Source organism: Flagellimonas pelagia (assembly GCF_003584135.1).
In the GTDB taxonomy this organism is placed as follows: domain Bacteria; phylum Bacteroidota; class Bacteroidia; order Flavobacteriales; family Flavobacteriaceae; genus Flagellimonas; species Flagellimonas pelagia.
Window position 1 is genome coordinate 1 of record NZ_QXFI01000011.1, and the last position, 26,074, is coordinate 26,074.

Consider the following 26,074-nt stretch of genomic DNA (forward strand, 5'->3'; position numbering starts at 1 on the left):
TGTAGATACCCCGATCTTTAGGACAGTTTTTCTACAAAACCAATATAATTATCAAGCTGCTCTCTTGAATAGATCGATGGGTCTTTCATAGTCGATGGACTGATGTCTTCTTTCATGGTTGTAATAATCAAAGTACTCTGCCAATAACAGATAGAGTTCCATACCATCCTTTGGAGGGTTCAGATAGATTTTCTCATACTTTACATTCCTCCAAAGCCTTTCGATAAAGGCATTGTCGGTGGCCCTTCCCTTGCCGTCCATGCTCAGGCGTATTCCCTGACCCAAAACATAGTTGGCAAACTCCTCGGCAGTGAACTGGCTCCCCTGGTCCGTATTGAGGATCTCCGGTGTCCCGTGCTCACCTATGGTCTCTTCCAATGTTTCCCTGCACCATTGGGCATCCATGGAATTGGACACGCTCCAGTTCAGGACATAGCGGCTGTGCAGGTCGATGATGGCCACCAGATAGAGATATCCCTGTTGCATGGGGATATAGGTAATATCTGTGGCCCAGACCTGATTGGGCCTGTCAACGGTCAGGTTCCTCAGCAGGTACGGATACGTTCTGTGGTCCTTGCACCTTCGGGAGGTATGTTTTCCCGGAAGGACGGCCCTGAGGCCCATTACCTTGTAATAGAGCCGTTCGATACGGTTCCTGCTCACCTTGTACCCTCTGTCCCTGGTCAGCCAGATGTGCATCCGCTTGGCCCCTTTGAAGGGATGGTGGAGGTAATGCTCGTCCATCTCGCGCATGAGCCTCAGGTTCAGTTCGCTCTCGCCCCTTGGCCTGTAATAGAGCCCCGAGCGATGGACCGACAATGTTCTGCACTGCCTTGCAATGCTCATCTTGGAATGACCCTTGCGTATCATTTTTCTGCGTTCGGAGAGTGGTCTCAGCGCAAGGCGTCCTTTAAAAAATCGTTCTCGACCTTCAACTGGCCTATGGCCTTTAGAAGTTTGTCCTTCTCCCTTTCGGTCTCGCTGCGGGCATCCTTCTTGCCCGATTCGAACACCTGCTCGGCCCCATCAAGGAAATCGCGCTTCCAAGCGCTGATCTGGGTAGGGTGTATCTCGTACTTCTGGGCAAGTTCGGCAAGGCTATGCCGTTCCTTCAAGGCTTCCAGGACCACTTTGGTCTTGAACTTCGGGGTAAACTTTCTTCGTGTCATATTCAGTAAATTTAATGATTAAACTTACTGCCCTAGTTTTTGGGGTATCTACACTCTCCGTTTCTCAATATTTTCAAAGGACTTGATTTTAGTTCAATGCCTGCTTCTTTAAAATCGGGTTGAGATTCAGAATTTGGCTCATAACCGAAATAAAACTTTTCTAAAATTTGACCGAAATTGCCTTTTCCTTGGTATCCGTGTTTTTCAATTTCATTACCGCAGGCTTGTTTTAATGTAAGTCCTTTTAGTTTATTAGCGAACTTAATTATTGAATCTGCCGAGGTAACATCAAGCATACTCAAATTGATTTATTTGCTTGTATAGCTCCACTCCAATTTTTTCAATCACACCAACAACTAATGCATTTCCCATGAAAAATGCACGTTTTGTATCTGTAATACCATCAAGTTTGGTGTGATTGTCGGGAAACATATTTAGTCTTTCTAATTCAATTGGTGTTAGTCTTCTCAATCCTCTGTCAGAAGCGACTACATGTTTAAATCTTGAAGGTGATTTTCCACCTTCACCAGTAATAATCGTTCTTGACGCATTGTCTAGAGCATCTGGATAAATCATACTCCCTTCTGAATATTTATACCTATGACCCTCACTTGAAACTCGTTCAATAGTTTTCGAACCTTTCAAATACTCCCATTTATGTTTGTCATTATCATCAATAAAAAAGTCGTCTGTAACTTCACCATTTTGTAAAATGTCACCTAAGACTGTAAATCTTCCGTCAAAGTTGGGTTCTGTTTTAATGGTAAAAACTTTTCCATTTACTAATAATCCGGTGTTTTGAAAAGGCGATTGTTTTCCTGTTTTGTTGAAATTATTTGTTATTTCAACCAGATTGCCTTTCAATTCAACCTCTAGTATCGAATTTGTTGTAACTACTGGAAAGGCTTTTGCAATAGTTCCTTTGTCCAAAAGCCAATCAACTTTTTTAGATTTTTGAAGTCGTTTATAAGCCTCGGTTGATTTATGATAGCCAATAAAAAATATTCGTCTTCTTCTTTGTGGCATTCCGTAATCGGCGGCATTAATTACCCGCCACTCAACCGCATATCCAAGTTCGTTCAAACTTTGAAGCATAACAGCAAAATCACGACCTCTTTGTTTTGCTGGGGATTTTAAAAGTCTATCAACATTTTCTAGAAAAAGATATTTTGGCTTATTTTTCTTTTCTTCTAAAATTCGGTGGATTGACCACCAAAGAACTCCTTTCTTGCCTTTAAGCCCTTTTGAATTTTGTAAGGTTGTGGCAACCGAATAATCTTGGCATGGAAACCCCCCACATAATAAATCATGGTCTGGAATTTTGTCTGTTGGTACGGTTGCAATATCCTGATTTGAGTGATTTTCTTCTCCAAATCTAGCTTCGTAAACCATAGATGCATGTTGCGTTTTGGTCAATGGCTCCCATTGATTGGACCAAACAACTTTGTAATTACTTTTCTCCAGACCAAGGCGGAATCCACCTACTCCAGCAAAAAGTTCAACTACTTTAAGTTTTTCTTCCATGATTTTCATACTGCACAAATTAAATTTCGGATTATCAACTTTTCGTGACTTTAAAACATTTGACATCACATGATAGTCATTAAAGGTATTAAATCACTTTTATAAACGTTGAGAATACTCGTAAGTTAAATTAACATGTATTGTTAATGATTTTAAGCAAAAATATTAACTAGAAAATTGAACTTTGGTTTAAAGGCCATTTAATTTCCAAGATGTCCTGTTAAATATTACTTATTATCAATTATAGAATGATGGCCTTAAGATGGAACCAGTTTTGTACAAATTGGGAACTCTAGAACCATGATTATTAGTTCTGTTTAAAACGTTCAATAAATTAACCGAAGATATCTTGGATAAAGCTCCCTCATAAAATCTACAAAATGGTAATTTTCTTCCTTGATATTGTGGAGATGGGTAGTTTATTTCCTCTTGAAGCGTAATCCAAAATAATTTTTCGATGAAGGACCGTGGAAATAGAGTAGAAGTTGCATTTAAACCATTTTTGTACACATCATCTAAAAATTCAACAACTTGGTCAAAATTAGCTGAAGTAGTATAGTTATATATCGTACGTACGATATCCGTATGTGTTGGTGGCACACCATTGATTGTCAATCGATAGTCACCTTTTTTCTTCTTTCCTGGATATGTGATAGTTAAATTTCCCACATTAAAACTATCGGTTGTGTTAGGTTCTAATCCAGAAATTATATTTTGCATGTGTTCAATTCCTTCCTGATAATTCATAACGTGAGTTTTTTTTTTATTGTCATGGCTTGCTTTAATTAAACCCAATACTATAGTTGAAAATAAGTGCCAAGCACCATTCTACAATATCCTCCTTCTGATGTCAAAACCGTGTTATATGCGATTTCCCTATTTTCATTTTTTTTATCATTAATCTAGGTTTACTAGAACATTTTCCGAGTTTAAATACGTCTTTGTTGGGGCATCTTGCCTTTTACTCTTGATCAATTCTAATAATATTCCAAATTGATGTATCAATATCAGTGAGATGTTCGTTAAATCTGTCTCGGTGAACCGCTACACAAAGCAAATGAGTCGGCCTTGAAAGACCGACATACGACATCACGGCTGATTGTTGGTGATAAGTTCTATTTTCTGTTGCTGGAAATTCCTGTCCTCTGTATTGCCCTGCGAGTCTTGCAGATTCATAATCACCTTGGTAATATGTTTCCAAGTAAAGGGTACAAGTATGGGTTTGTCCTTTTGAAGAATGTACTGTGCCTATTTCAACTTGAACCCCATCCAGCTCTATGATATTTGGATTGTCCGAACCCGTGTTTTCTTCTTCCTCTGTTGTTTCGTTCGTTTGAATTGTAGCGTTGATAAACTCAGAACTGCTTGAAATACTTTTTCCGAATATCGCCAGCAGTTCAGGGATGAAATCTTTGACAAGTTGAAATGCTGAATCCTCATGCCCCTTAATTATTTCAATAGACGTATTGTAAATTAACTGATTGAATTTTTCATAAAAATCGCCTGTGACATTTTCGCGTAATTGTGTTATTAGTTTCCGCTTAGTATAATATCGTCCCTTGTCGTCCAACACTGATTCGAGACGAAGAACTTTTAAAAGGGCATTGAGAATGTTCTTGCGGATTGGCTCCAGTGTTTTTTTGGTTCGATCATAATACCTGAGATAACTCATAAGGCCTGAATATTCATTTTTTGGTTTATGACTTTCTCGCGTAAACAACTGATGATAATCTACAAGACGTATTTTGCCAGCGTCTTCAACGTCCTCCGGTTTTTTCCAGTCAGTATTCCATGCAATGGCTTTGAATGGATGGTCCGGATCTAACGGAATGTGATTAGATTCCTGATAGGCTCGAATTATCTGGATGTATCGACCTATAACATTACTGATACAGACATCGTCATAAATAATTATATGTGGTTGAACTGCAGTTTCTCCAAGACCATTAACATGAAAGCCAGTTTCTCTTTCCAGAGCAAAGCAATTGACAATATCAGCAAAGTGTGGCGGAAGCCTATGGCTACCATTAAGAGCGAGAACACTTGGACGATTGGTCCAGATATTTTGAATTTTGACTGATCCATTATAGATAGCCTGATTTTTATCTCCGATTCTTTGAAATTTTGATACTGACCTACCTTCATCAAAGAATATTTTTTCAAGTATTTGGTACTGATGGACATCCATGTCCTGCATTTCATCTACGAAAACGTACTTAAACCTCTTTTGTAAAAACGATTTAATTTCAGGATAACTATTGATATACAAATCTGCCAACCAATAGGCATCTTCATAATGCAAATAACCCCATTTCAACAGATTCATTTTATATGATTTTATTTGTCTGTACGTAGTTGAGTTTGATGCGCTTCTGAGAACTATATTTCCATTTATACCAGAAACAATATTTGATTCAGTGTCGAAACGCATTTGTGCAAAGAAATTTTCTGGTTCATGACGTCTATTCATCCAGGATTTAGCGGCAGAATTTGGCATAGTACTGAATAGTTCCTTAGCCTTTTCATCATATAAATCTGCATCAATTCGATAAGGCTTAAAGTTAAACTTCAAAGTATAGAATGGTATAGCTAGAAAGTGATCCACAAATGCTTGGATTGTACCAATGAACGAAGGATAACCCGATAGCTTGTTGCAGTGTTTGGATACAACTTTCTTAATCTCGTCAACAGCCGTATTCGTATGGGAAATTACCAAGATTCCCGAACCATCTTCAAAGGGTAAGTAGCGTTCCAGTATTAGAAGTTTGGCAAGAAGCGCTGTCGTTTTTCCACTGCCCGGAACTGCCTGTAAGTCTATTGTATCAAGATTCGCAATGAAATTTATGCGTTCTTCATCAAATGTTTTGCCTTCAGGAAGTAAAATCTTCTCCGCATAAGCTATGTCTTCCGGAGTGATACTAATTCCCATAGGCATGTTTTATAGCTTTGATGATATAATTTATACAATCTGTTTCATCCTCAGGATCGATTGTAATAGCTTGACCATTGTTTATATCGTCTATAAGCATTTGTGCCAGTCGATCGGCTATTTCGGTTTTCTTCAAACTTTTGTTCTCTAACTTCTCAGTTAGCCTATTTTCAAAATCATCCCAATTCGTTCGGTTGTGTATTGTCCTTACCACTTCCTGAAACGATGTTCCTAATGAGGTTGATTTAAAAAGACAGTATTCAAGAGTCCAGTGCGGAGAAGTAAAGGATTGCACATTATCCTTGTCAAAGGATATCCGATTTTTACGGATAGCAGCATCTTTTTTTGTTCCGTTACCAGCAATTGTAGCTTCATCATCTGGTTTTACATCCAAATCCGTAATGATAGCTACAGGGACAGGAATTTTGGCATCAGAAGGTAGCTTCCTGACAAATATTTTTGAATACCTTAAAAATGCTGTGCTTGCCACATTAACTACAGAAACTCCACGTTTGGTCAGGTCAAAACCTACTTTTTTGGCCAAGGCAGGTAACAACAATTCCTCAGCCCAACCTTCAACCAACAACACTCCTTTCGCAAAGAACAGATTGGATTTGGTGGTGTCTAAAAATCTTTCAAGGAATTTGTAATCTGAAGGATTGAGGTTAGTATAAGCACTGCCCAAAGGAAAGGTCTTATCATCCTTACAAATAATAAGATTTCCTAGCTTCACTTTTGAAGCAAGGTTTGGGCTGTGGGTTGTCAAAATGAGTTGAATTTCCTTTTGTTCTTGAAGAGCTTCTATGACCTGCATTTGTGCCTGAGGATGTAAATGCGCTTCCAGTTCTTCAATCAGACCTAATCGGATTCCCGTCCAATTTTCTTTACCAAGATGTAACAGTTCGGCAGCCATGAACAAGCGATTTAAGGTGCCTAGTCCAGGATTCTCTTCATCCTTCAGTGTCAGAGTAAGTTTTTCAAGAATTGGTTTGATGTTACTCCTGGTAGCCACAAATTCGCTTTCCTGATCAGCTGAATAGAATGATTGGATATGACCATCAATTTTGTCTTTAATCTTCTTTCCTTCTTGTGGGAGTGATGGATTGCCACCATTGGCTGAAGGAAGTTCAAATTCACCCTTGAAATATTTTCTTAAATCTTCACTGAAGTTGTTGAATATCCCTACCAGTTCATGTGTTTTTTCTTTTCCTTTAAAAGCCTCATCACCAATAAGTATTTGCGAAAGTCGGGAGTTCTTTTTTGCAATCAATTCAGATTCCGCATCACGAAGTGGCTTCAAATAGGTTGATTTCAAGTACTCCCGCGCTTCTGATGTCAACATGTATCCTTCAGAATCTACACCCGCCCTCACATCAGCAGGAAATATCTTTTCATTATTTCTCTTGGCATCCAGAATGACCCTTAAATAAGGTAATGCATCTTCTCCGGTACCTGTCCATCCCAACCATTCTGTAAAATTCTTTGCCTCCTCAGGTGATAATCCGTCAAATGTGATTTCAATTCTAAGTCGATTTGACTCGTTGTAAAAGTCCTTTTCCTCCACACGAATCCAATCAAAACTATGCGTTCTAAGAACTAGTTTGATGGCATCAATTATAGAAGACTTTCCAGAATCATTCTCACCAATGAGCACATTTAGCCCGGAACTGAAATTCAAATCAATGTTGGGGACATCAGGATCGAAAACTCCTTTTGATCCATACTTTCTGAAGTTCCATAGTTTTATATTGCTTATGTGCATTCTAATAAGTTTGTTCCATTTTCATGCTTTTGCATGTCCCCCAACTTTTATCAGCATATAATGCCAATTTGGTTGACTATGCCTAGAAAATTACTGGGCGAACATTAAATATGGGGGAGATTAAGCTAAATGTAAGAAATTTCAATTAATTGTTAAATGTGGAATTCTGTAAGGCTTTTAAATAATGTCATGAAATGAAAGATTTGGCTTCCAATGCTGGATCGCTTTCTTTTTTGTTTTGCTTCGCAAAAGAAAAATGTAAAGCAAGAGGATAGCGCGCAAGCGCGGCGCTATTGATTCATTTTCCTTCGGAAAAACACATTTTTAGGGTGTTTGTCAAAAATATTGAATAATAGCAATTATGACGTTTTTGACTAAAAAAAGCGCCCAACCCAGTAAAATCAATGGATTTTTGACTAAAAAATGGTTTTTTGGAGTCTAGTTGAAGTGTCTAATGAAGACATTTATTTGGTTAATTAATTTTGTAGACCGATTTTCCATTTTTGATGAAAAAATGCTCTCAGCCCAGTAAAATCAATGAATTTTTGATGAAAAAATGATTGTTTAAGGCTTTAGTCAAATGTTATTTTGAAGCTATTCTTTTGACCGTCTTGACTTTCTGCTTAGATACCATTTTTAGCGTAAAAATAAGTTCAGCCCAATAAAATCAAGGAATTTTTAGCGTAAAAAATGAAAATCCAAGGTCTATTTGGAGCAAAATTGCTTTCGTCATTTCTAAATCATTACTTATCCCTGGCTTTCTTTTCCTCTCTGAAAAACAGGTTCAAATGGTCCATTAACGCTTCTTCACCGACCGGCATCAAACGATTGGTTATGGTCATCGCCTGATGGATGAATTCCTCTTCGTTCCTTTCCATTACATCGTCAGAACCCAATTCGGGGTTTATTGCCCTCATGGAAAGATAAATCAATGCGCGAACGGTCAACAATAGATCGGCATGACCGTCAAGGTAAAAGAAAGTGGGTTGGAACTTTTCCTTGAACCAAGGATGTGGAACCAAGGTCGGGGAGTGGTCGTTCGAGTGGTGTCTCAAATCCTTTAGGAGCTTTTCTTCGTTTGGGTCCATGATGTGATGTATTTGAATTGATTTATGGGATTATCTGTTTTCAAGTTTCGTTAGCATTTCATCCAGTTTGTCCATATAATGCATTTGACTATCAGGAAGGATACAAAGTACCAGTTCCAATACTTGGGTGATACTATCCTCCTTTGATGCATTATTGTTTTTAGGAGCCAACATCATCCCATCACCATCAAGTGCGAATACACAGACCTCCAATAGGCTTCTGATCTGAATCAAAAGATGGTTGTTGTCCCTGACCTCGAAGTACACATGGTTTCCTTTGGGATCAATGGACCTTTTGTTTCCAAGCAGCCCGGTAAGATTTTTTCTAAGCTTTTGTATGTCCTTCAAGGTTTTGAGTTTTTTCTTCTTGTGTTTCATTGTTGATGTTTTTGGGTTGACAATCTTGCTTATTCCTTCAAAAGGAGTTTTTCTATTCGATCGTAACTGTCCAATTGGTCATCGGGAAGAATATCAATGACCAACTCGAGTATAGTGGTCACTGCATCATCCTTGGATAGAAAGGGAAGTCTTGGGGAGTCCAGTTCGTTTTCATTGTCAATGGTGGACATGCACAGCCGCAAGAGACAAGAGATGACATAACGCAGTTCTGAATTGTTTTCCACCCTGAACACTACTTCTTGGACTTGTGGTTCGTCCTTCCCATGATATCTTCGCTTTCTAGGGTTTAACAAACCAATCACTTTGTCCAGTAGTTCCTTTTCGCTTATTTGGCTTTCCTCGTTCTTTTCCATGGCCTCCTTGTTAAGTTGCGGTTTCTTTATCGGAAAGCATGAGTTCCCGCATTTCATCCAGAAAGTTTCCCTCTTCCAAGGGTACGAGGTTCTTTGCAAACTCCAGTACGGTCTTTACATCCTCTTTGATGTTTTTGATGTCCAAGGTCATATCACATTGATCGTCCAAGGCCAGGATACATACATTCAGGGTCGATCTTAAGGTGTAGAAAAGGGAAAAGTGGCTGTGGACATAGACATGGTTGAGATAATACCCTTTTTTGGTCCTTCGATTAGCAGGTCTCATCATTGCAAAGTTTTCCTTACTCAACTGCCTAATCGTGTCCAATAGGTTGGGGGCTTCTATATTTTGAGGTTCAACGGAAATCTTTTTTCCACTTGTGTTATAAGTTTGTAAAAGTTCAAGTTCCTTTTCGAACAATTGCTTGATCTCATCCAAGAAACATTCAAGTTTTTGTTCCAAAATGTCCAACTGACCCCTTTCAATATGGAAGGAGTTTTCATATCTTGAACTGGAATAGGCCCTGTCCAACAGTTCCAATAATTCCATTTCTTTATTGTCTTCAAGATTGAACATTCCCTTTGTTCGGTGTATGTTCCTTTCCAAGAACTTTTGATGGACCTCTATCTTATGGCAGATTTTGACCTTTCCGCAGAGAAGGCCTTCCAGTACCCTGTATCCCAGTTCAAAGCCTTGATGGGCCATAAAGGCAGCTTGGGAAAAGTTGTTATGCGATATAAAGAATTTAAACCCTTTTTGAAAGGCCAGACAACTTTCCATGGATGTCCGAAAGTCCTCCTCAATGTTTTTCTGGACTTTTTTATTGGTCAGGTCTTCATGTTGGTTCCAAGGAAAGCCAATACCCCGATTTCCAAATATGAGATGTTCTGTCAGACAATGGTTGATGAAAAATAGGTTTCCATTAGCCAGTTCCGTTTTGGCGTAATCATGGGAAAAGAGATTGTGGAAATGATCTTGATGGTGAAAAAACAACCCTTGGACCACGGGGAGGAACTTGTTGTTTATATCATTTTTAGGTGCATCAATTATGATGTTCCACCTGAATCTAAAAGTGTTCTTTTTTTCATGTCCCTTGTTCAGAAAGACCCGTACGACATTTGGAATTACTTTGATAATATCCGATAAAAGCCCCTGTATCTGGGGGTCTAGCTGTTTCTTTCTATGTGCTAAGGAATCCATATGTCGAAGTTTTAAGGTGAATTTCAATCCATTCGTGTAGAATTTCTATACCAATGTATAAAATAAATACTCATTTTCTATACGAATTTGATAAAATTTTATATAGGTGTATCTAAAATCTATCTTTATGTATCAAAATTTTACATTCACTCTATAATGACAGACCTAGGATTGTATTTGGCCAAAAAGTCCATCAACAAAGCGGAAGTTGCGAGAAGGACCGGTATAAGTAAATCAAGGATAAGTCAATTGAGTTCCAATCCTACTACCAAACTAAGGGCAGAGGAGCTCTACCTGATTTCATTGGCCATTGCTATTGACCCCTGTGAAGTGATGAAGGAATTATATGGGGATGTGAAGCTTCCCAATTAGGATATTGCCTCGCTCAGTAAATTAGTTTCGGTAAGATTTGGGCTTGCAGCACTTCGCTTTGCTTCGTTTGCTTAATCTTGGATTTAATCATTTAATGTATCAGATTTATAAGTTTGAATGAGCGTCTCGACTCTTTGTAATTCCTTTTTCAATGTTCTGATTTCTAGCTCCATCGCTTGGTTTTGTACCTTATCATCAATTACCTCGACTTCAAAGGGTGGCTGCGGGATTGGCTTTGAAAACAATGGAATAATTGTAGATGCAAATAGAGTAATCATAGCAATCAATATGGAAACTTTAGCCGTCTTATTCGCTTTTAAAGCCTGCTCTCTTGATTCTTTTAACTCCAAATAATCTATATATTGTTTAAAGGTTTTTCCTGACAGAACAAACTTTGCTCGTTGAAAATCTTGAAATGCTGGTACGTAAAAGTCTCGTTTATCTCTAAAATAGGAAGGAATCATCGTATGGTAAGTTTCAAACGGCTTATGTGAACTTGCCCTTATACGGTCATCTGTTGTAAATGCATCCACGAACCATTCCACAAGACCATACTTTGCATTAATCGAAATTTTCTTTCCCGATTTTTCCTCAATTTTCTCTATCAACTCATCAAAAGTAATTCCATCTGGGAATTCACTTCCAATTTCCATTGCCATTACATAAATGCTTTCTTTCATTATAAAAAACCTTAATAGTGTCAATCAAAATAATAAACTGCTCTTTTCAAAGATAATTCTTACGCACTTTTGGAGCTGTGCGGCATTGAGCAAATCAAAAATGGAAAAGCCAACAATAGAAAGTTCATCAATCTAAAAAAGAGATATTACAATATTGGCTGGCCTGATTTATTGGCATTATTGGTTCCTTTTTTACTTTACCTTTTGCGACCTTCGGGAGCAAAAGCAAGATTTGTCATGACAATGACACATCTTGAAATTTCGAGAATTCATCTATAATTTAGGGTTCAAAATTCATTAGGGCATTCACATAATCAGAATCAATAAATGGATTTTAATCTGGATAAAAGCCCCTCTTTTCGTCTCGTAGACACTTCAATGCTTGTATTGTCTCCCATGATTACATGGCCCCCTTTACCCTTAATATATTTTTTGACCTCTTTTAGATTTATTAGGTGAGAATTGTGGATACGGAAAAAGTGCGCTGGCTCTAACATTTCTTCGAAACTCTTCAATGTTTTTGACACTGTGACCTTCTTCCCCGATTTGAGATAAATATCAGTATAGTTCACATCGGATTGGCATCGGACAATATTGGTGATTTCCAAAAATTCATAGCCTTCAGAGGTGGGAACAGTAATTTTCTTTAAGGTATCCAGGCTTTTTAGATTGTGCATTAGAACATCCATTTTAAGGTCTAGGTATTTTGCGGTGGAATTCTTTTGATATTTATCAATGGACCGTTTTAGATCCTCTGCTTCAATTGGTTTGAGCAAATAGTCCAAGGCACTGAATCTGAAGGCATCAATGGCATATTTATCATATGCGGTGGTGAATATGATGTCAAAGGATATTAGTGGAATCTTTTGCAGAAGATCAAATCCGGTTTTGTCGCCTATTTGTACATCCAAAAAAACCATGTCGGGATTGGTTTCATCAATCAATAAAACTCCCTCTTCAACAGTTTGAGCCTCGCCGACAATCTTGATAGTGCCCTTATATGGGCCCAACAAATGTTGGAGTTCTTCTATGCAGTGTTGTTCGTCATCTATGATAAGGGCTTTTTTCATATTAAAATGCCAGAGTTAAAGGTAATTCGACTTCTACACGGAGACCTTCTTCTTTATCGAATATGTGTATGTTCCCTTTAGATTGTTCAGTGGCATTGATGATTTCAATTCGGTTGGTGGCAATTTGCATACCCATGGATTTATGGACAGCGGTCCTGGCCTCGGGTTTTCGACCGATACCGTTATCATCTACAATGTATAACAGGGAGTCTCCCTTTTTTTTGACCTCAATAATAATGGTTCCCTTACTTTCTTTATTGGCCATGCCATGCCATATACTGTTCTCGATAAAGGGTTGCAAAATCAAAGGAGGAACAAGGGTATTGTCTAGTTCAATAGACCCATCAATATGGAACACATGGTCAAATTTATTGGGCAGACGTTTCCCTTCGATTTCAAAATAGGTGTTCAAAAGGTCAAGATCGTCTTTTAAGGGGATTTCTTTCTTTTCAGAATTTTCAAGGGTCTTTCTTACGAGTGTGGCAAATTTTTTTAGATAATCACTGGCCGCTTCCCTGTCATTTTTCATGATAAAGGAATTGATTGAGTTAAGGGAATTGAAGATGAAATGTGGATTCATTTGGGCGCGAAGGGCCTTCAACTCGGTATCTGCCACTTTGGCCTGAAATTCGGCTTTCTCCTTTTGGTAAAGCGCATCCCTTCTACGTTTGTAGAGGAACAGCCCCCCAAACGTGGCGAGCAACAATCCACCTCCGCCCAAAAATGATGCATTTTTTATGGTTTTCTGGCGCTGTATCTCTGCTTGTGCTAAAGTCTGCTTTTTGTCCGCCTCATATTGAATTTCCTTTCTACTAATTTCCAATATTCGATCTTCACTTTCTATACTATCATTGAGTGTAGTATACTTCTTATGGGCGTAAAAAGCATTTTCATAATCTTTCTTATATTCATAAACGTCGGTCAGGGTGCCCCAAATGGTTTTTTGGGTAAATAGATTGTCCAAGGACTCCTTTAGACCCAATGCTTTCTGTGCATAGAATTCTGCTTTGTCTATATCCCTGTTTCCCAAATAGACCATACCGGCATTGGCATATGCTGTCGATCGTACAAATTCCAATCCGTATTGATCGATGAGGCTTAGAGACTTTTCTATATTTTCCAATGCTTCCTTATGCTGTTCCAACCTGTAAAGAATAAGTGACATATTTGTCCTTGAATATGCTTCAAACAATGGATTTTTATCCTCTTCGGACCATTCTATGGCCTTTCTGTAATAGTAAACTGCTGAGTCCTGCACTCCAAGATCACTATAGACACTCCCAATTTGGGCCGAAGCAAGCACACGATGTTCTGAACTAAGAGGAATTTTTTTGTAGTAGGTCAGGGCCTTTTTCAGTTCACCTTGTTCTTGGTAAATGTTGGCTATGTTACCAACTACGGAAGTCTCAAGAAATTTGAAATGATCGTTTTGTTCAATTAACAATAGGCTCTTTTGATAGTTGTCTATCGCTTTGTATGGATTGGACAATAGGTGTTGATAAACCACACCAATGCGTTCATGGGCCATGGCCATGCCTCTTGGATAATCCAAATCTTCTGCCATTTTTAAGGTCTCTTCCCCGTAAGCCAACCATGTAGTATCCGTAGGGGTCAAAAAAATTTTGTTCTTCATGTAGTCCAATCGCATGTCCACATAGGCTGTATCGGGCTCGCCATAGTTTTCCATCAACTTCACTATGGAATCCAAGGGAATCTGTTGCGAGGTAATTGTTAAATGGAGGATTCCAAAGAGAAAAATAGTTATGCTTTGCTTCATAAAGATTGGTGTTTTGGGCAAAAAGCAGGTCTTTGGAGCTAGGTTCAAGATACTATTTTTTAACAAAAATCGCAGGTAAGCGCGCAGAAAATAATCCAACTCCAGCGGTTAATGGTTATGGTTGTGCAATCCGAAAGATGAAAGGTAGCTTTAATGAGAAAAAAAACGATTCTATATAAGAAAAAGCAATAAAGAATGAAAACTATAAAATTCACAACTATTTTAATGATTACTATGGTCTTGGCGTGTAATTGTACATTAAATGCCCAAAGTAAAACTGGTAGAAAGATTGAAAAAGTTGGGAAAAATGTTGATGAGGCCAATGATGCCTTAAACAAGGGCAAGGAGCTTTTCAAGGGTATTTTTGGGAAAAAGGACAAAAAAAAGAGTGAAAATGCTAATGCATCCGAATCTGAACCAAACCAAAAAGCAATTAACAGAATAGAAGAAGACCAGGGGAACAAGGCAAAAGAAGAAGGCCAACAGAGCTTAGAGCCAGGAGATGTTCACCCTGACGCTGTGGTTTTGGATGTAGACAAGCTTTATGATTTTCATGAAGGTGCGGCTATTGTGGAGAAGGGGTCCTCAACAGCTCTTATCAATGCCAAGGGTGAGTTTTTGGTCCCGTTCAATACCTATGATTTTCTTCCCAATGATTCCTATAACGGATTCTTCTTGATAAGAAGAACCTACAATACTAAAACACCAATTGGCTTTGTGAATCCGAAAGGGAAATTTATCCAAACTGAAAAAGGGCAAGGAGTTGTTTTTGGAAATTATTTCTTAGTGGGCAACAATGGAAATAATTTAGATACTCGCAATTATTTCTATGATTTGGACGGGAAGAGATTTGTGGTTAGTGGTCATATGTCTGGCATCGAGAGATTCGTGGGGGATGGATTGGTGCAAATATCGATTAATAACCCAAAGGGTGGCTTTTTGAAAGGATATAAGAATTTGATGGATGAGTGGGTTATTCAACCACAGTATCAATGGGGTTCAGTTTTCAATGAAGGAGCTGCGGTCGTTGGGGATTACAATGAATTCGGGGAATTGAAGTATGGATTTATCGACATTAAAGGAAATCCAATAACGCCCATGCAATTTACGAAACCCCCAGGTCTTTTCCATAACGGTCTGGCCAAAGTATTTTATAAAGAGCCAGCCAAATATAGTTTTATCAATAAAAAGGGAGAGGTAGTCTTTACTGACCAAGGCATCCCATCCTTTGATGATTTTAATTTAGGATATTCTTTTAAGGGATCAAATAGAGCAGGTGAATCCATCATAATGGACGAGGAATTAAAAATCCACTCAGATATGGAATTTTTGCAAATGTTCGGGATTTTAGGGAATGTTAAATCCACGACGCTGGTTTTCCCTCATTATTCCTATACCAATAGACCGATTGAATCATCCATGATACTGTTTACCCTATATGATGGTAAGAAACTGTACGGAGGGTTCTTATTCCCAAAGAGCAAAACAGGGGTTTATGGCAACTTTATAACCAAGATTCCAGGAACTGGCGAATTGGAGGAGTTTTACTTTGATTCCGTTTCTGGATTGAAGCACATGCATTGGAAGAAGTCCAATGATATCCGGGATGGCGGTGCGGACATCATTGATGGATATGTCAATCAAAACGGGGTGTTTATGATTATAAAAGGTGAAGCTTCCAAATGGTGATTCCTAAGGGAAATGTATTTTGCTTGTTCATTGATGGGGATTAATTGCAATTTTTGGGTAAAGTGGTACCCACGCAAGGATTTTATCAAAGGATGAGATTTTAGATTTAGAGATATAGCAAAACAACAATGTTTAATTATTAATGTAATAGCATGGGATTTATTTTATTGATTATAGGAATAGCTTTATTGGTGGTCGGCATTAATTACAAACCTAATCCAAACGGAACCAAAATAAAGGATTTGGAACCTGGTGATGTAATCAAAATATGGCTTAAGTATGCTATGATTTGGGGCGGGTTGGTTTTTACGGTCTTTGGGACCCTTTCTTCTTGTATGGGATGTTAATGGATTTATTATTAAAGTGTTTTTCTATTTGTTGTTAGCCGAGTGAACAAAAAAGACAACTTTATAGAGCATAAATAATACAGCAATGATAAAAGGTTATTGAGAGTGAAATACTTCCAGATAATACTGGTTCTCTTTTTTGTGGTTTCTTGTAAACAAGAACAGAAGAAGCAATACGGGGAGCCAGAGCGCCATCGCACTAATCCAAGCTCCATCCACGAGAAAGACGATGTAATTGAAGAAAACAGGAATGCTGCCAATGAACAAGAAATGATGGTGGATACCTTGGAGGAGGCAGATACAAAACAGGAATGGTATGAGGATGGGACCTTGGAAGATAAGTCCCATTTGACAGATTTGCCCTTACGAGAGAATCTAGTTGTTGAAACAGAGGAACAGCTTAAAGTACTCAAAGCCTTTGAGCTTTTTTTGAAAGAAGACGAAGAATTCAGTATTGATCAAGTTAATACGCTTCATATTTTAAATACCGATCCCTATGGGAATAAAGAGGTCGTATTGGAATATTCAGTGATTGTTTACCCAGGGACGGATACTTGGGGCCTACGCTTTTTATATGGGATTGTGAGGAATGGAAAAATCGAAAAAAAGGCCCATGAATTTGTAGGCGGAAAAGGAGATGGAACTACTTCCTTTAAAAAGATTGATGATGAGGGCTTTTTTTGGTTCGATACAATTTCGTATGCAGAGGCCGATGCCATGTGTTGCCCTTCAATCAAAGGAGAGGCAAAGTACAAGTTATATGACGGAAAATTCACCCTTGTTGAAAAATAGGCTGCTATGACCAAAAAGAAAAACAAAAGAATAATTTATCTTTTGCTTATTGTGATATTGTTGTTGGCACTGTTGTCCTTTAGATTCTGTGGTGCTGAAGTGGTGGAACCCTTGGACGATGGTTCAAAACCAGCCGTGGCACTTCTGGAAAAGAAAATCTTGAAAAGGACGGATGATCAAATACATTTTACCCTTCACTTTACTGTTTTAAAGGACTCAAAACATGCAGAGGAAGCCCTAAAGAGTGCGGACGTACTCATAGACAGTCTAAAAAGTCCGTGGATAGTTTTTGAACAGGAAGAATTTGACAAGGTGAGTCTGAACAAAAAAGAATCTTTCACTGCCGTACTGTTGATCGATCAAAGTGGTAGTATGTCCAGCAATGACAGGAATAACCAGAGAATTGCAGCTGCACGAAAGTTCAATGAAAACTTTGGACAGGAAAATTATCTCATGTTGTGGACCTTTGGTGGAAAAGGAGGTAAATTTCGATCTTACGGGGAAGACTTTGCAAAGGACACCACATTTTTTGAAAAAAGCATTGAGGAATTGGAGTTGGTAAACCCAACAGGGGGAAGCCCTCTCTTCAAGGCGCAAGATTCCATTCTTAAATACTTAGATATCCATGCTCCTACAAAGATAAAGGCTTTGGTCTCACTAACGGATGGTGTGGCCAGTGGCAGGGCGGATTACCATAGTGCTGTGGCCACATCTCTTGAAAAGGGAATACCTTTATTCAATATTGGGTTGGTCAGTGATCCAAAAACCCTAAGAGAGCAAGCATTGGAAACCCAAGGAGCTTATGTACATGCCGGCGAAACCGAACAACTGTTAAGTGTTTTTGGTAATTTGGGAAGTTTAATACAGGGAACATCAACTGTGTATCAAACAGAGTGGTCTGCTCATAGGCGCAAAGGTAAATTTGGGAAAAGGGGAAGAATTAGGCATGAGATGACCATCCTTTTGCCCTATGGGGATACCATACGCTTACCTTTTGAGGTTGAGTGGTAGAAACTGTCCCTTCTATAGAATTAAATTTTTATTTCCTTCCTTGATAGTTCAAATACAAAATAAGCTCAAACAGGAACGATTAGAACTTTAAACTTCTCAATTGTTGGAACAGTAGATATAAAAGTGCTCCCTGAAATGAGAGACCTAGCCATGATTAATAAAGGAGAATACAATTCAAACAAGATAAAACTCTATCATTAAATCGAATTAAGCTCCAATTGATATGTGTCAAGTACATTGCTAGGTAATGACTTAAGATAAATTTGGGTGGTACTGAGTTTATTATGTCCCATCATTGCGGAAATGGCTTCCAAGGGCACTTTTTTGAACATTGCATGGGTTGCAAAACTATGTCTTGAAACATAAGACGTTAAACGCTCTTCAATTTCACATTCTTTTGCAATTTCTTTTAAACCAATATTATAACGTCTAAGCTCCCATTGGGCATCTTTGTACTGCAATTCCAAAGTGTCCCGATAGATTATGGGCAATAGAAATCCAGAAGGATTAGGATGGTCCAGATAGTATTGAATGATAGGTTTAATCTGATCGGTTATAATTATATCGTAGCGTTTTCCTGTTTTCCGTCTTTGAAATTTAACACGGCCATCGATGATATTATCTCTTTTCAGAAATGCCATATCAATAAAGGACATGCCTAACATCAGATAGGAAAGAATAAAATAATTGCGATAGTGAAAGTGATTGGAACCTATCTTGGTTTTCATTTCAAGTATTTTCTTGATGCTTTCAATCTTAATGGCTCTTTTTTCAGTAGGCTTTGTTTTTATGGTGTAGTATTTAAAAGGGTATAGAGATTCATCCACCATGCCCTCCTTGATTCCTTTATTGTAGATGGCCTTTATTGTTCTCATATAAGATGCAATTCCATTGATAGTATTGCCTGGTTTTGATAGATGGTGCCTTTCAAATCGTTTTAGGAATTCAAGATTGAGTTCATTGAATTTTAAATCTCGGTTGTTGGTAAACACCTTTAGTCTTCCAATAATCCCGGAATAATTCCTTGCCGTGCCAATCCGTTTTTCCTTTATAAGCTCTTCCGCTTTTTGAAGACCGAACTCATAGAACGAGTTTAACCGTTTTCTATTGACGATTTTATCGGCAATATCCTTGGCTGTAAGTCTGTCCAATTGATCATTATCGGCCAGCTTATTGATAACCTCCTGCGCCTTGACTTGTTTTTTTAACAAAAGGGTATTCATCAAGTGAACCGAATCAACATCTGGAAAATTTCTCTTTACTTTGCATCGATGATGATCCCAGTATTCCTCTGGGACATAATGACCTGTTTTGATTGAAGTGGTTTTTCTAAAATGGGTCAGCCTCAAAATGATGGGAAAACATCCATTTTGGGTCATTCTGCGGGTGTCCAAACTTAGCTTTATACTCGTGTTCATGAACATAAGTTATAAAAAAATTTGCACGCAATTTGCACGCAAAAGCTTGGTTTCAATTGATTCCGTTTGAAAACAAAATTTAGTAAAATATTGATAATCAATTAAATAACAACAAATTTGAATTTGCTTGTACCCCTTTCGACGACGCTGTTAATCAGAGGGTCCTTGGTTCGAGCCCAAGAGGGGGAGCAAAAATGAAAGTCCAATACTAATTTTAGTGTTGGACTTTTTTGTTTGTCAAGAGGTTTTATTAAAGACCTTTATTTTTCGGTTTAAATCTTTTGAGATATTATTTGAATCAATAAAGAGATACAAAAAAGATAGCATCAACCAAACCTTTTTCAGTCAAGCTTTAATAATTATCCCCTACGTGAGAATAACCCTATATAATTTACGTTCTATTGGAACATAGAAAAGCATTATTGGAAAACTCTGCAGGCATGAATAAAATTGTACCCTTACTATTATTCTTTTCATTAATTGGTTGCTCTTCCGAAAAAGAGGATACGGGAACTAATGTGGATGAAAATCATTCCACTATTAATTTGAACAATAGTTTGATTCAAAAGGGACCGTTTGTTGCCGGTTCAGGAATTTTAATAGTGGAACTGAACGAAGGCCTTGAGGCAACGGGCACCTCCTACAATACAGAAACGATAGACGATTTTGGTTCTTTTGAATTCAATAGTTCCCTCAATACAGACAAAATTGATATTGAAGCAACGGGATTTTATTTTAATGAGATTACCGGAGAACTTTCAAACGGTCAGGTAACCTTGAGGAGTTTCCTTCAGGTTCAAGACACAAAAAAGGCGAACATCAATATTCTGACAACGCTTTCCAGACAGCGTATTAAATATTTAATGATAAATAGTAACATGTCATTTGATGAGGCCAAGAATCAAGCCGAGGAGGAAGTGTTGCGGGCATTTAATATTCCAGAGGACATTATTGATGATCTTGGTCCTTTTCAGGATATGGATATAAGTCAGGAAGGTACGGGTAATGCCATACTTCTTGCTGTTTCTTGTGTGTTGCAGGGGAGCAATGGCGATGGTGAACTTTCTGAGTTGGTTACTAAGTTTGCCAACGATTTGGAATCTGATGGTATCATTGAAACTGATTTTGTTGTCAATAAGATTATGGAAGGTGGTTTTCAGGTGAATCCGAATTCCATAAAAAATAATCTCACCCAAAGATTTGAAAGTCTAGGGGTGGAGTATAGTCTGCCCAACTTTGAACTTTATGTGGATTCCGATGGAAATGGAAGAATAAATGGATATGATGTGACTCCTGCTTACCCAAGTGGTCTTATTGAAGAAACAAAACCTACCATAAACTGGGTTCCTAGTATAGAGGAAACCGTAATGTATGATGTTCAGTTGTCGGATACTTCAAATTTTGAAAATTTGTTGATTGACGCCAATAACGTGGTAGGTACTCAAATATCAAACATTGAGGTTTTGGAAAGAGGAAGGACCTATTATTGGCGGGTGAGACTTAAAGAAGAGAATGTTGTGGGTGAATGGAAGCAAAGTACATTCGAAATCAAAACTATTGAAATTAATAATTTATCACCTGGTGGAGGAGGGGAGATGGGCAACAGTAAGCCCATTTTTAGTTGGGAACATGATATGGTGGAAAGCCTCTCTTTTCAATTTCAGTTGTCCACTGATTCCGAGTTTTCAAATTTAGTTGAGAACGTAGATTCCGGATTAGAAACAAATCAATATGTGGCATCTACAATTTTGGAGGACAATGTAACCTATTTCTGGCGTGTCAGGGCAATGGACTCCAATGGAGTGCTTTCAGAGTGGGAAACCGAAAGTTTTCAATTTGAATTACCCATACTATTGACTGGGATGCCAGAAGAAATTGGTGATAGTACACCAATTATTCGATGGGAAGAACCATATTTTATCAATCAACCCCCCGAGGACTTTACCTATGAAATTCAAGTTTCCACAGATATTGATTTCAACGATATTAAATTGGATGTGGGTTCCATTACACAAACCTTCTATCAGGTAAGTGAGCCGTTGGATTATAATATCACGTATTACTATCGATTGAGATTGAAAGATGGGAACGGAGCCTTATCCGAGTGGAGCATTCCCCTAAACTTTAAGTTTATTTTTATTCCAGTAGATACGGCAGCAATATATCCTACTGGGTATATCTTGGATAGCACCCCCTTATTTGATTGGAGCGATGCCTATTTTCCAAATCCAAATTATGCACCTGAATCTGTTAGTTATCAACTTCAAGTGGCAACTGATATTGATTTTAACAGTATTATTCTTGATGTCGAAAATATTGGTGAATCCCAATATCAAACAATTTCACCCTACTCACTGAACACAGAATATTATTATCGTATTCGTTATTCTGATGAAAATAATATTTTTTCAGATTGGGCGTGGACAGTTTTCAGTGTGGTGGAGTAATGATGAAAAACAAAAGCCACCGATTTCGGTGGCTTTTTCATTTATAAATGTTTGTTTTATTGTAGCATCAGAGTTTGGAATGTTTAGAAAAGCTTTTCATTGGGTGGTTTTACCCCGGCCAACCTCAAATAAATGGTGGCCTGCCCCCTGTGGTGCGTTTGGTGCTCGAACATTTTGTCCAACGCTTTGGCCTTGGTCATCTCAAATTGTCCAAAGAGGTTTACGGACTCGGCCAATTGGTCATCGGATAGGTTTTTCAATCCGTCAATGACATAATCGTACCCGGCGTTCACCAATTCGATCACATGTGCTTTTGAAGTGTCCTCGGTTTTTTCGGATTCCCCGAACGCTACCGGACTTTCGGTACTGGCAATGGCGGCCATAAAGCCGTAATTGGCATCCGTAATGTGCAACATTTGCTGTGCAAAGCTACGTACCTCGGGAGTTGCCTTAAAGTCGAACTTGTCGTCCGGCATGGCTTCCATGTATTCTTGGGTGTACGCTTTTGCCCGTTCCCAATCGGCGATCATATCGGTCAGGTTTTGGGCATTGATGTGGGTCATGGCCATTACAATGAATGCCAGTGTAAAAAGGATTTTGTTTGTTTTCATGCGAGTTGTATTTAGTTTGATAGTTTCCAGTGGTGGGTGCCTTGGCTTGCCCAACTTCGTAACAGTCGTAGCTTAGGTGAAGTTCCTTACAGATTTGACTCATTTATGTTTCAATTTCTTTTATGGATAAGTGCCATATATTTTCCAAACTCCTTTTTGTCCTCTGGCAACATAGAAACCTTATGGTTCACCTATCAGCAGAAAAGCCACCTGTAATGGTGGCTTTTCTCGTTTCTGGGGAAACTACCTATTCGTTATACAAATAGTAATACAATGGTCAAAAGAAAACCTGCCACTGCAAAATAGAGTCCTTTTTTATAGATGGGGGCATTGGGTTTGAACATAAAAAAGGCTGATACGGCAAAGAACAGGAGGGCAATTCCAAAGAAAATACCCAGCCAGAACAGTGGGTTTCCTGTGTGCATCTTGTGGAGTTTGTTCATGTTCTCCAAAATCACGGGCAAGCGTTTTTCGGTATAGGAAGCCTCCCCTGTTTTCATGTTATAGGTTCCGCCATTAAAGTACATTACATCACCTTCGGTCTTGTCCACTTTAAAACCACGTCTTCGCAAAGCGGTCCCCAAGGCTTCTTCTTGCAAGTTTGGTTCCAGGGTGGTGCTCACCTCATACTCGCTTTTCAAGAAGTCCGTGGTCCTAAACGTAAGTACAATGCCGCTAATGGCATAAACAGCCATGATACCGGCCAAAAAGAATCCCAAGTAACGGTGGAATTCCCTAAAAGTATTTTCTGATTTTCTTCCCATTTTGTAAGGTCTCGGTAAAAAATAAAGTAGAAGGGAAGACCTGTGCTTGCCCTTCTACTTGGTTAAGATATTTTGGTTATGGTTTTTATTGTTGTGCCATTTCTAGGTTAATGGTCATCTCCACTTCATCACCCAAGGTCGGGGTATCTCCCCCCACACCAAATTCAAGCCTGTTCACCGTTCCGGTCAATTTAAGGCCTGCTTTTAATTTGTTGCTTCGCTGATCGGTGATGATTCCGTTTACCTTGCCTTCCAAGGTCACGGGCTTGGTTACCCCGTGCATGGTAAGGTCCCCGGTCAACTTAAAGGTCTTGTCCCCGGTTTTTTCATAGCCGGTACTTTTAAACGAGATGGATGGAAATTTTTCCGCATCAAAGAAGTCAGGGCTCTTTAAATGGTTGTCTCGTCTTTCATTGTCGGTGTCCACACTGGTGGATTTGATCTCGACACTGAATTCAGCCGCTTCAAAAGCATCCGTAGCCGTTGCCGTAATGTCAAATTCGCCGAAATGTCCCTCAACTTCAGAGATCATCAAGTGTGTGATGGCAAAGCCTACTTTAGAGTGTGCGCCATCTGCTTTCCATGTGGATTGTGCCGATACCATCAGACCAGTCAACACGGCAATGGCAAATAGTGTTTTCTTCATCTTCTTCAATTTTTGTGTTTGTAGAGTTTCTCAATGTATTGGTTTGTAAAGTAAACCAAAAATTGTAACATGACTTCATTTCAACGGAGGAAAGGAAGGGAAATCAAAGATGATCAATGTTTTTGACACCGCACCACTTTTTCCGTAAACGACAAAGGTTAACCTCCAATCAACCAGAGGCTTGTACGGAGTAGAATAAAATGTCGTTCAGGGGGCAAACTTGGTTGTTTGGAAATCTGTTTTTTTGCAGAGGGGTTTTATCCCTAGATTTGACCTCGTTTTAAATGCAAAGTATTGATTTCTAGAAAGGAGCTTCTTTTCCAAATTGTATTGCACATTATTGTGCTCCTATTTTTCTCGTTTGACCGAAACGAGGAAACCATAAATTTTGATAAGACCCTGTATCTTCTTTATTACAGCGGTGCCACCGTTGTGGTCACCTATTATTTGATGCCCAAGTTTTTGTACAAGAAGAAATATTGGCAATTTTTCTTGGGGTGTGCCCTAATTGTGGCTACCGTAATTTCCATTGAGGAATTGATTTTGGAGCCTCTGATGTACCCGGGTACCAAGAGAGGGGATAATTTCCCCGGTCTATATATCTCGCTTTTGGGATTGTTGCCGGTCATGTTCATCCTTTCAGGATGCAAATTTGGTTGGGACGCCCTTCAAAAACAGGCACAGATCGATGAGTTGAAGAGTGCCATACAGGAAAGCGAGATCCAGTTTCTGCGCAGCCAGATAAACCCCCATTTTTTGTTCAACAATTTGAACAACCTATACTCATACGCCTTGCAAAATTCGCCCAAGACCCCAGAGATCATCTTGGAGATGAGCGGAGTTTTGCGATATATGTTGTATGAATCCAAGGAACAGTTCGTACCTTTAAAGAAGGAGTTGGAGCAGCTTGGAAACTTTATCCGATTGTACAAGTTACAGATAGAGGATAGGGGAGTGGTTCGGTTCGATGTGGACGACATCGAAGAGGAATATAAAATTGCCCCGTTGATTTTGATCGTATTCATTGAGAACGCTTTTAAGCACAGTCAATCGGGTCAATCGTCAGACATCGAGATCGATGTTTCCATAAAAGTAGAGGATTCCGTACTGGAGTTCCATTGCAAGAACAATTTTGAGTCGGTACCCAGTTTGGATACCGTTGCGAAAGGTATAGGACTTCAGAACGTAAGGAAGCGTTTAGAGATCCTATATCCAAAAAAACATGAGCTGGAAATCAAGGAATCTACCAATACCTACGATGTTTACCTAAGGCTAGAACTGGAAAAAGCGTAAAATATGAGATGCATCATCGTTGAAGATCAACCGCCTGCACAGCGTATTTTAAAAAAATTTATCCAAGATGTACCCAACCTGGAGTTGGTAGGGGTATTTTCAGACGGTCTACAGGCCATGGAGTTCTTGAAAGCGGAACCGGTGGGTCTCATGTTCCTGGACATCCATTTACCCAAAATCAATGGCCTCGATTTTCTAAAAAGCATCCCTGAAGCCCCACATGTAGTGCTTACCACGGCTTTTTCTGAATATGCCTTGGAGGGTTATGACCTGAACGTGGTGGATTATCTGCTAAAACCCTTTTCCTTCCAACGTTTTTTGCAAGCGGTGAACAAGGTCAGTATTAAACAGGAACATCTAGCACCCAAGAACGATGTGGCCCAGGTAAGTGAAATCTATGTGAAATCGAGCCATGAGCATATCAAGGTTTCGGTGAGGGACATCTACACGATTTCCTCGGATTCTGATTATACCGAAATCCACCTGAAGAACAAGAAAATACTTTCCAACGAACCTTTGCGCCATTGGCTGGATGTGCTACCTGCAGGTCAATTCTACCAGGTGCACAAATCGCATATCATCAACACTCAAAAAATTGATCGCATTTCGGGAAACCAAGTGTTGCTCGTCAACGGGGCAAAAATTCCTTTGGGACGTGCGTACAAGGACCACTTTTTAAAAAGCGTATTACAATAATTGACCAACCTAAAAAAGAAAAGGCCCGGGATGTTG

The 26,074-nt window shown here is 38.9% G+C and carries 25 protein-coding genes; 7 read left to right on the forward strand and 18 right to left on the reverse strand.

What is annotated here, in order from left to right; all coding sequences use genetic code 11:
* Positions 1 to 51: 51 nt before the first annotated feature.
* The 11 genes from D2V05_RS03260 to D2V05_RS03310 form a co-directional block, all read right to left on the reverse strand.
* Positions 52 to 870: an IS3 family transposase gene (locus D2V05_RS03260; protein WP_119645567.1), complete on the reverse strand. Its 819-nt coding sequence runs from the start codon at positions 868 to 870 to the stop codon at positions 52 to 54.
* Between the two features lie 23 nt (positions 871 to 893).
* Positions 894 to 1,169 carry a transposase gene (locus D2V05_RS03265; RefSeq protein WP_072882405.1) on the reverse strand — a complete coding sequence of 92 codons (276 nt, stop codon included), beginning with the start codon at positions 1,167 to 1,169 and terminating at the stop codon, positions 894 to 896.
* Between the two features lie 32 nt (positions 1,170 to 1,201).
* A complete protein-coding gene (locus D2V05_RS03270) occupies positions 1,202 to 1,465 on the reverse strand; it encodes a MutH/Sau3AI family endonuclease (protein WP_119646128.1) in 264 nt (87 codons plus the stop codon).
* Complete coding sequence (locus D2V05_RS03275; RefSeq protein WP_119646263.1) at positions 1,458 to 2,693, reverse strand: DNA cytosine methyltransferase; 1,236 nt, start codon at positions 2,691 to 2,693, stop codon at positions 1,458 to 1,460. Before D2V05_RS03275 ends, D2V05_RS03270 begins: the two co-directional genes overlap by 8 nt.
* Before the next feature lie 237 nt (positions 2,694 to 2,930).
* Complete coding sequence (locus D2V05_RS03280; RefSeq protein ID WP_147378216.1) at positions 2,931 to 3,440, reverse strand: hypothetical protein; 510 nt, start codon at positions 3,438 to 3,440, stop codon at positions 2,931 to 2,933.
* A gap of 214 nt (positions 3,441 to 3,654) precedes the next feature.
* Complete coding sequence (locus D2V05_RS03285; protein WP_183114777.1) at positions 3,655 to 5,622, reverse strand: UvrD-helicase domain-containing protein; 1,968 nt, start codon at positions 5,620 to 5,622, stop codon at positions 3,655 to 3,657.
* On the reverse strand, positions 5,612 to 7,384 hold the full coding sequence (locus D2V05_RS03290) for an ATP-dependent nuclease (protein ID WP_119646131.1): 1,773 nt from the start codon (positions 7,382 to 7,384) through the stop codon (positions 5,612 to 5,614). The genes D2V05_RS03285 and D2V05_RS03290 overlap by 11 nt, the downstream gene beginning before the upstream one ends.
* 743 nt (positions 7,385 to 8,127) lie before the next feature.
* Complete coding sequence (locus tag D2V05_RS03295; RefSeq protein WP_119646132.1) at positions 8,128 to 8,472, reverse strand: hypothetical protein; 345 nt, start codon at positions 8,470 to 8,472, stop codon at positions 8,128 to 8,130.
* Positions 8,473 to 8,502: 30 nt separating this feature from the next.
* On the reverse strand, positions 8,503 to 8,850 hold the full coding sequence (locus D2V05_RS03300) for a hypothetical protein (protein ID WP_119646133.1): 348 nt from the start codon (positions 8,848 to 8,850) through the stop codon (positions 8,503 to 8,505).
* A gap of 29 nt (positions 8,851 to 8,879) precedes the next feature.
* The gene (locus D2V05_RS03305; RefSeq protein WP_119646134.1) at positions 8,880 to 9,224 is read right to left on the reverse strand and encodes a hypothetical protein; all 345 of its coding nucleotides are present in this window, start codon (positions 9,222 to 9,224) and stop codon (positions 8,880 to 8,882) included.
* A 10-nt stretch (positions 9,225 to 9,234) separates the two neighbouring features.
* Positions 9,235 to 10,425, reverse strand: coding sequence for a hypothetical protein (locus tag D2V05_RS03310; RefSeq protein WP_147378217.1), 1,191 nt, complete (start codon positions 10,423 to 10,425; stop codon positions 9,235 to 9,237).
* A gap of 156 nt (positions 10,426 to 10,581) precedes the next feature.
* On the opposite strand from D2V05_RS03310, the gene D2V05_RS03315 reads away from it, so the two are divergent.
* Positions 10,582 to 10,797, forward strand: coding sequence for a helix-turn-helix domain-containing protein (locus tag D2V05_RS03315; RefSeq protein ID WP_108425037.1), 216 nt, complete (start codon positions 10,582 to 10,584; stop codon positions 10,795 to 10,797).
* Between the two features lie 83 nt (positions 10,798 to 10,880).
* Here D2V05_RS03315 and D2V05_RS03320 read toward each other — a convergent pair whose 3' ends face one another.
* From D2V05_RS03320 to D2V05_RS03330, 3 genes are all read right to left on the reverse strand, one after another.
* On the reverse strand, positions 10,881 to 11,477 hold the full coding sequence (locus tag D2V05_RS03320) for a hypothetical protein (RefSeq protein WP_119646136.1): 597 nt from the start codon (positions 11,475 to 11,477) through the stop codon (positions 10,881 to 10,883).
* Positions 11,478 to 11,797: 320 nt separating this feature from the next.
* Positions 11,798 to 12,547, reverse strand: a complete 750-nt coding sequence (locus D2V05_RS03325) for a LytR/AlgR family response regulator transcription factor (protein ID WP_119646137.1) — start codon at positions 12,545 to 12,547, stop codon at positions 11,798 to 11,800.
* 1 nt (position 12,548) lies between these two features.
* Positions 12,549 to 14,324 carry a tetratricopeptide repeat-containing sensor histidine kinase gene (locus D2V05_RS03330; RefSeq protein WP_119646138.1) on the reverse strand — a complete coding sequence of 592 codons (1,776 nt, stop codon included), beginning with the start codon at positions 14,322 to 14,324 and terminating at the stop codon, positions 12,549 to 12,551.
* 195 nt (positions 14,325 to 14,519) lie between these two features.
* Here D2V05_RS03330 and D2V05_RS03335 point away from each other — a divergent pair, with 195 nt between their 5' ends.
* The 3 genes from D2V05_RS03335 to D2V05_RS03350 all read left to right on the forward strand — a co-directional run bounded on the left by D2V05_RS03335 (position 14,520) and on the right by D2V05_RS03350 (position 18,163).
* Complete coding sequence (locus D2V05_RS03335) at positions 14,520 to 16,013, forward strand: WG repeat-containing protein (RefSeq protein WP_119646139.1); 1,494 nt, start codon at positions 14,520 to 14,522, stop codon at positions 16,011 to 16,013.
* 452 nt (positions 16,014 to 16,465) lie between these two features.
* Positions 16,466 to 17,152 (forward strand): hypothetical protein, encoded by a 687-nt coding sequence (locus D2V05_RS03345; RefSeq protein ID WP_147378218.1) that lies wholly within the window; start codon positions 16,466 to 16,468, stop codon positions 17,150 to 17,152.
* A gap of 6 nt (positions 17,153 to 17,158) precedes the next feature.
* The gene (locus D2V05_RS03350) at positions 17,159 to 18,163 is read left to right on the forward strand and encodes a vWA domain-containing protein (protein WP_119646142.1); all 1,005 of its coding nucleotides are present in this window, start codon (positions 17,159 to 17,161) and stop codon (positions 18,161 to 18,163) included.
* A 197-nt stretch (positions 18,164 to 18,360) separates the two neighbouring features.
* Here the strand turns inward: D2V05_RS03350 and D2V05_RS03355 are convergent, their stop codons facing one another.
* Positions 18,361 to 19,581, reverse strand: a complete 1,221-nt coding sequence (locus D2V05_RS03355; RefSeq protein ID WP_119646264.1) for a site-specific integrase — start codon at positions 19,579 to 19,581, stop codon at positions 18,361 to 18,363.
* A 440-nt stretch (positions 19,582 to 20,021) separates the two neighbouring features.
* Here D2V05_RS03355 and D2V05_RS03360 point away from each other — a divergent pair, with 440 nt between their 5' ends.
* A complete protein-coding gene (locus tag D2V05_RS03360) occupies positions 20,022 to 22,028 on the forward strand; it encodes a fibronectin type III domain-containing protein (RefSeq protein ID WP_119646143.1) in 2,007 nt (668 codons plus the stop codon).
* An 83-nt stretch (positions 22,029 to 22,111) separates the two neighbouring features.
* Here D2V05_RS03360 and D2V05_RS03365 read toward each other — a convergent pair whose 3' ends face one another.
* The 3 genes from D2V05_RS03365 to D2V05_RS03375 form a co-directional block, all read right to left on the reverse strand.
* Positions 22,112 to 22,639, reverse strand: a complete 528-nt coding sequence (locus tag D2V05_RS03365; protein ID WP_119646144.1) for a DinB family protein — start codon at positions 22,637 to 22,639, stop codon at positions 22,112 to 22,114.
* Positions 22,640 to 22,893: 254 nt separating this feature from the next.
* Positions 22,894 to 23,403: a PepSY domain-containing protein gene (locus D2V05_RS03370; RefSeq protein ID WP_119646145.1), complete on the reverse strand. Its 510-nt coding sequence runs from the start codon at positions 23,401 to 23,403 to the stop codon at positions 22,894 to 22,896.
* Between the two features lie 85 nt (positions 23,404 to 23,488).
* Complete coding sequence (locus tag D2V05_RS03375; protein ID WP_119646146.1) at positions 23,489 to 24,049, reverse strand: YceI family protein; 561 nt, start codon at positions 24,047 to 24,049, stop codon at positions 23,489 to 23,491.
* A gap of 294 nt (positions 24,050 to 24,343) precedes the next feature.
* Here D2V05_RS03375 and D2V05_RS03380 point away from each other — a divergent pair, with 294 nt between their 5' ends.
* Together D2V05_RS03380 and D2V05_RS03385 are read left to right on the forward strand one after the other, a co-directional pair.
* Positions 24,344 to 25,342: a sensor histidine kinase gene (locus D2V05_RS03380; protein WP_119646147.1), complete on the forward strand. Its 999-nt coding sequence runs from the start codon at positions 24,344 to 24,346 to the stop codon at positions 25,340 to 25,342.
* A 3-nt stretch (positions 25,343 to 25,345) separates the two neighbouring features.
* Positions 25,346 to 26,038 (forward strand): LytR/AlgR family response regulator transcription factor, encoded by a 693-nt coding sequence (locus tag D2V05_RS03385; RefSeq protein WP_119646148.1) that lies wholly within the window; start codon positions 25,346 to 25,348, stop codon positions 26,036 to 26,038.
* Positions 26,039 to 26,074: the final 36 nt, after the last annotated feature.

Excerpts from the sequence above, each read along its gene's own strand:
- D2V05_RS03260 (WP_119645567.1), bottom strand. The coding sequence starts at position 870 with ATGATACGCAAGGGTCATTCCAAGATGAGCATTGCAAGGCAGTGCAGA.
- D2V05_RS03265 (WP_072882405.1), bottom strand. The coding sequence starts at position 1,169 with ATGACACGAAGAAAGTTTACCCCGAAGTTCAAGACCAAAGTGGTCCTG.
- D2V05_RS03270 (WP_119646128.1), bottom strand. The coding sequence starts at position 1,465 with ATGCTTGATGTTACCTCGGCAGATTCAATAATTAAGTTCGCTAATAAA.
- D2V05_RS03275 (WP_119646263.1), bottom strand. The coding sequence starts at position 2,693 with ATGGAAGAAAAACTTAAAGTAGTTGAACTTTTTGCTGGAGTAGGTGGA.
- D2V05_RS03280 (WP_147378216.1), bottom strand. The coding sequence starts at position 3,440 with ATGAATTATCAGGAAGGAATTGAACACATGCAAAATATAATTTCTGGA.
- D2V05_RS03285 (WP_183114777.1), bottom strand. The coding sequence starts at position 5,622 with ATGGGAATTAGTATCACTCCGGAAGACATAGCTTATGCGGAGAAGATT.
- D2V05_RS03290 (WP_119646131.1), bottom strand. The coding sequence starts at position 7,384 with ATGCACATAAGCAATATAAAACTATGGAACTTCAGAAAGTATGGATCA.
- D2V05_RS03295 (WP_119646132.1), bottom strand. The coding sequence starts at position 8,472 with ATGGACCCAAACGAAGAAAAGCTCCTAAAGGATTTGAGACACCACTCG.
- D2V05_RS03300 (WP_119646133.1), bottom strand. The coding sequence starts at position 8,850 with ATGAAACACAAGAAGAAAAAACTCAAAACCTTGAAGGACATACAAAAG.
- D2V05_RS03305 (WP_119646134.1), bottom strand. The coding sequence starts at position 9,224 with ATGGAAAAGAACGAGGAAAGCCAAATAAGCGAAAAGGAACTACTGGAC.
- D2V05_RS03310 (WP_147378217.1), bottom strand. The coding sequence starts at position 10,425 with ATGGATTCCTTAGCACATAGAAAGAAACAGCTAGACCCCCAGATACAG.
- D2V05_RS03315 (WP_108425037.1), top strand. The coding sequence starts at position 10,582 with ATGACAGACCTAGGATTGTATTTGGCCAAAAAGTCCATCAACAAAGCG.
- D2V05_RS03320 (WP_119646136.1), bottom strand. The coding sequence starts at position 11,477 with ATGAAAGAAAGCATTTATGTAATGGCAATGGAAATTGGAAGTGAATTC.
- D2V05_RS03325 (WP_119646137.1), bottom strand. The coding sequence starts at position 12,547 with ATGAAAAAAGCCCTTATCATAGATGACGAACAACACTGCATAGAAGAA.
- D2V05_RS03330 (WP_119646138.1), bottom strand. The coding sequence starts at position 14,324 with ATGAAGCAAAGCATAACTATTTTTCTCTTTGGAATCCTCCATTTAACA.
- D2V05_RS03335 (WP_119646139.1), top strand. The coding sequence starts at position 14,520 with ATGAAAACTATAAAATTCACAACTATTTTAATGATTACTATGGTCTTG.
- D2V05_RS03350 (WP_119646142.1), top strand. The coding sequence starts at position 17,159 with ATGACCAAAAAGAAAAACAAAAGAATAATTTATCTTTTGCTTATTGTG.
- D2V05_RS03355 (WP_119646264.1), bottom strand. The coding sequence starts at position 19,581 with ATGAACACGAGTATAAAGCTAAGTTTGGACACCCGCAGAATGACCCAA.
- D2V05_RS03360 (WP_119646143.1), top strand. The coding sequence starts at position 20,022 with ATGAATAAAATTGTACCCTTACTATTATTCTTTTCATTAATTGGTTGC.
- D2V05_RS03365 (WP_119646144.1), bottom strand. The coding sequence starts at position 22,639 with ATGAAAACAAACAAAATCCTTTTTACACTGGCATTCATTGTAATGGCC.
- D2V05_RS03370 (WP_119646145.1), bottom strand. The coding sequence starts at position 23,403 with ATGGGAAGAAAATCAGAAAATACTTTTAGGGAATTCCACCGTTACTTG.
- D2V05_RS03375 (WP_119646146.1), bottom strand. The coding sequence starts at position 24,049 with ATGAAGAAAACACTATTTGCCATTGCCGTGTTGACTGGTCTGATGGTA.
- D2V05_RS03385 (WP_119646148.1), top strand. The coding sequence starts at position 25,346 with ATGAGATGCATCATCGTTGAAGATCAACCGCCTGCACAGCGTATTTTA.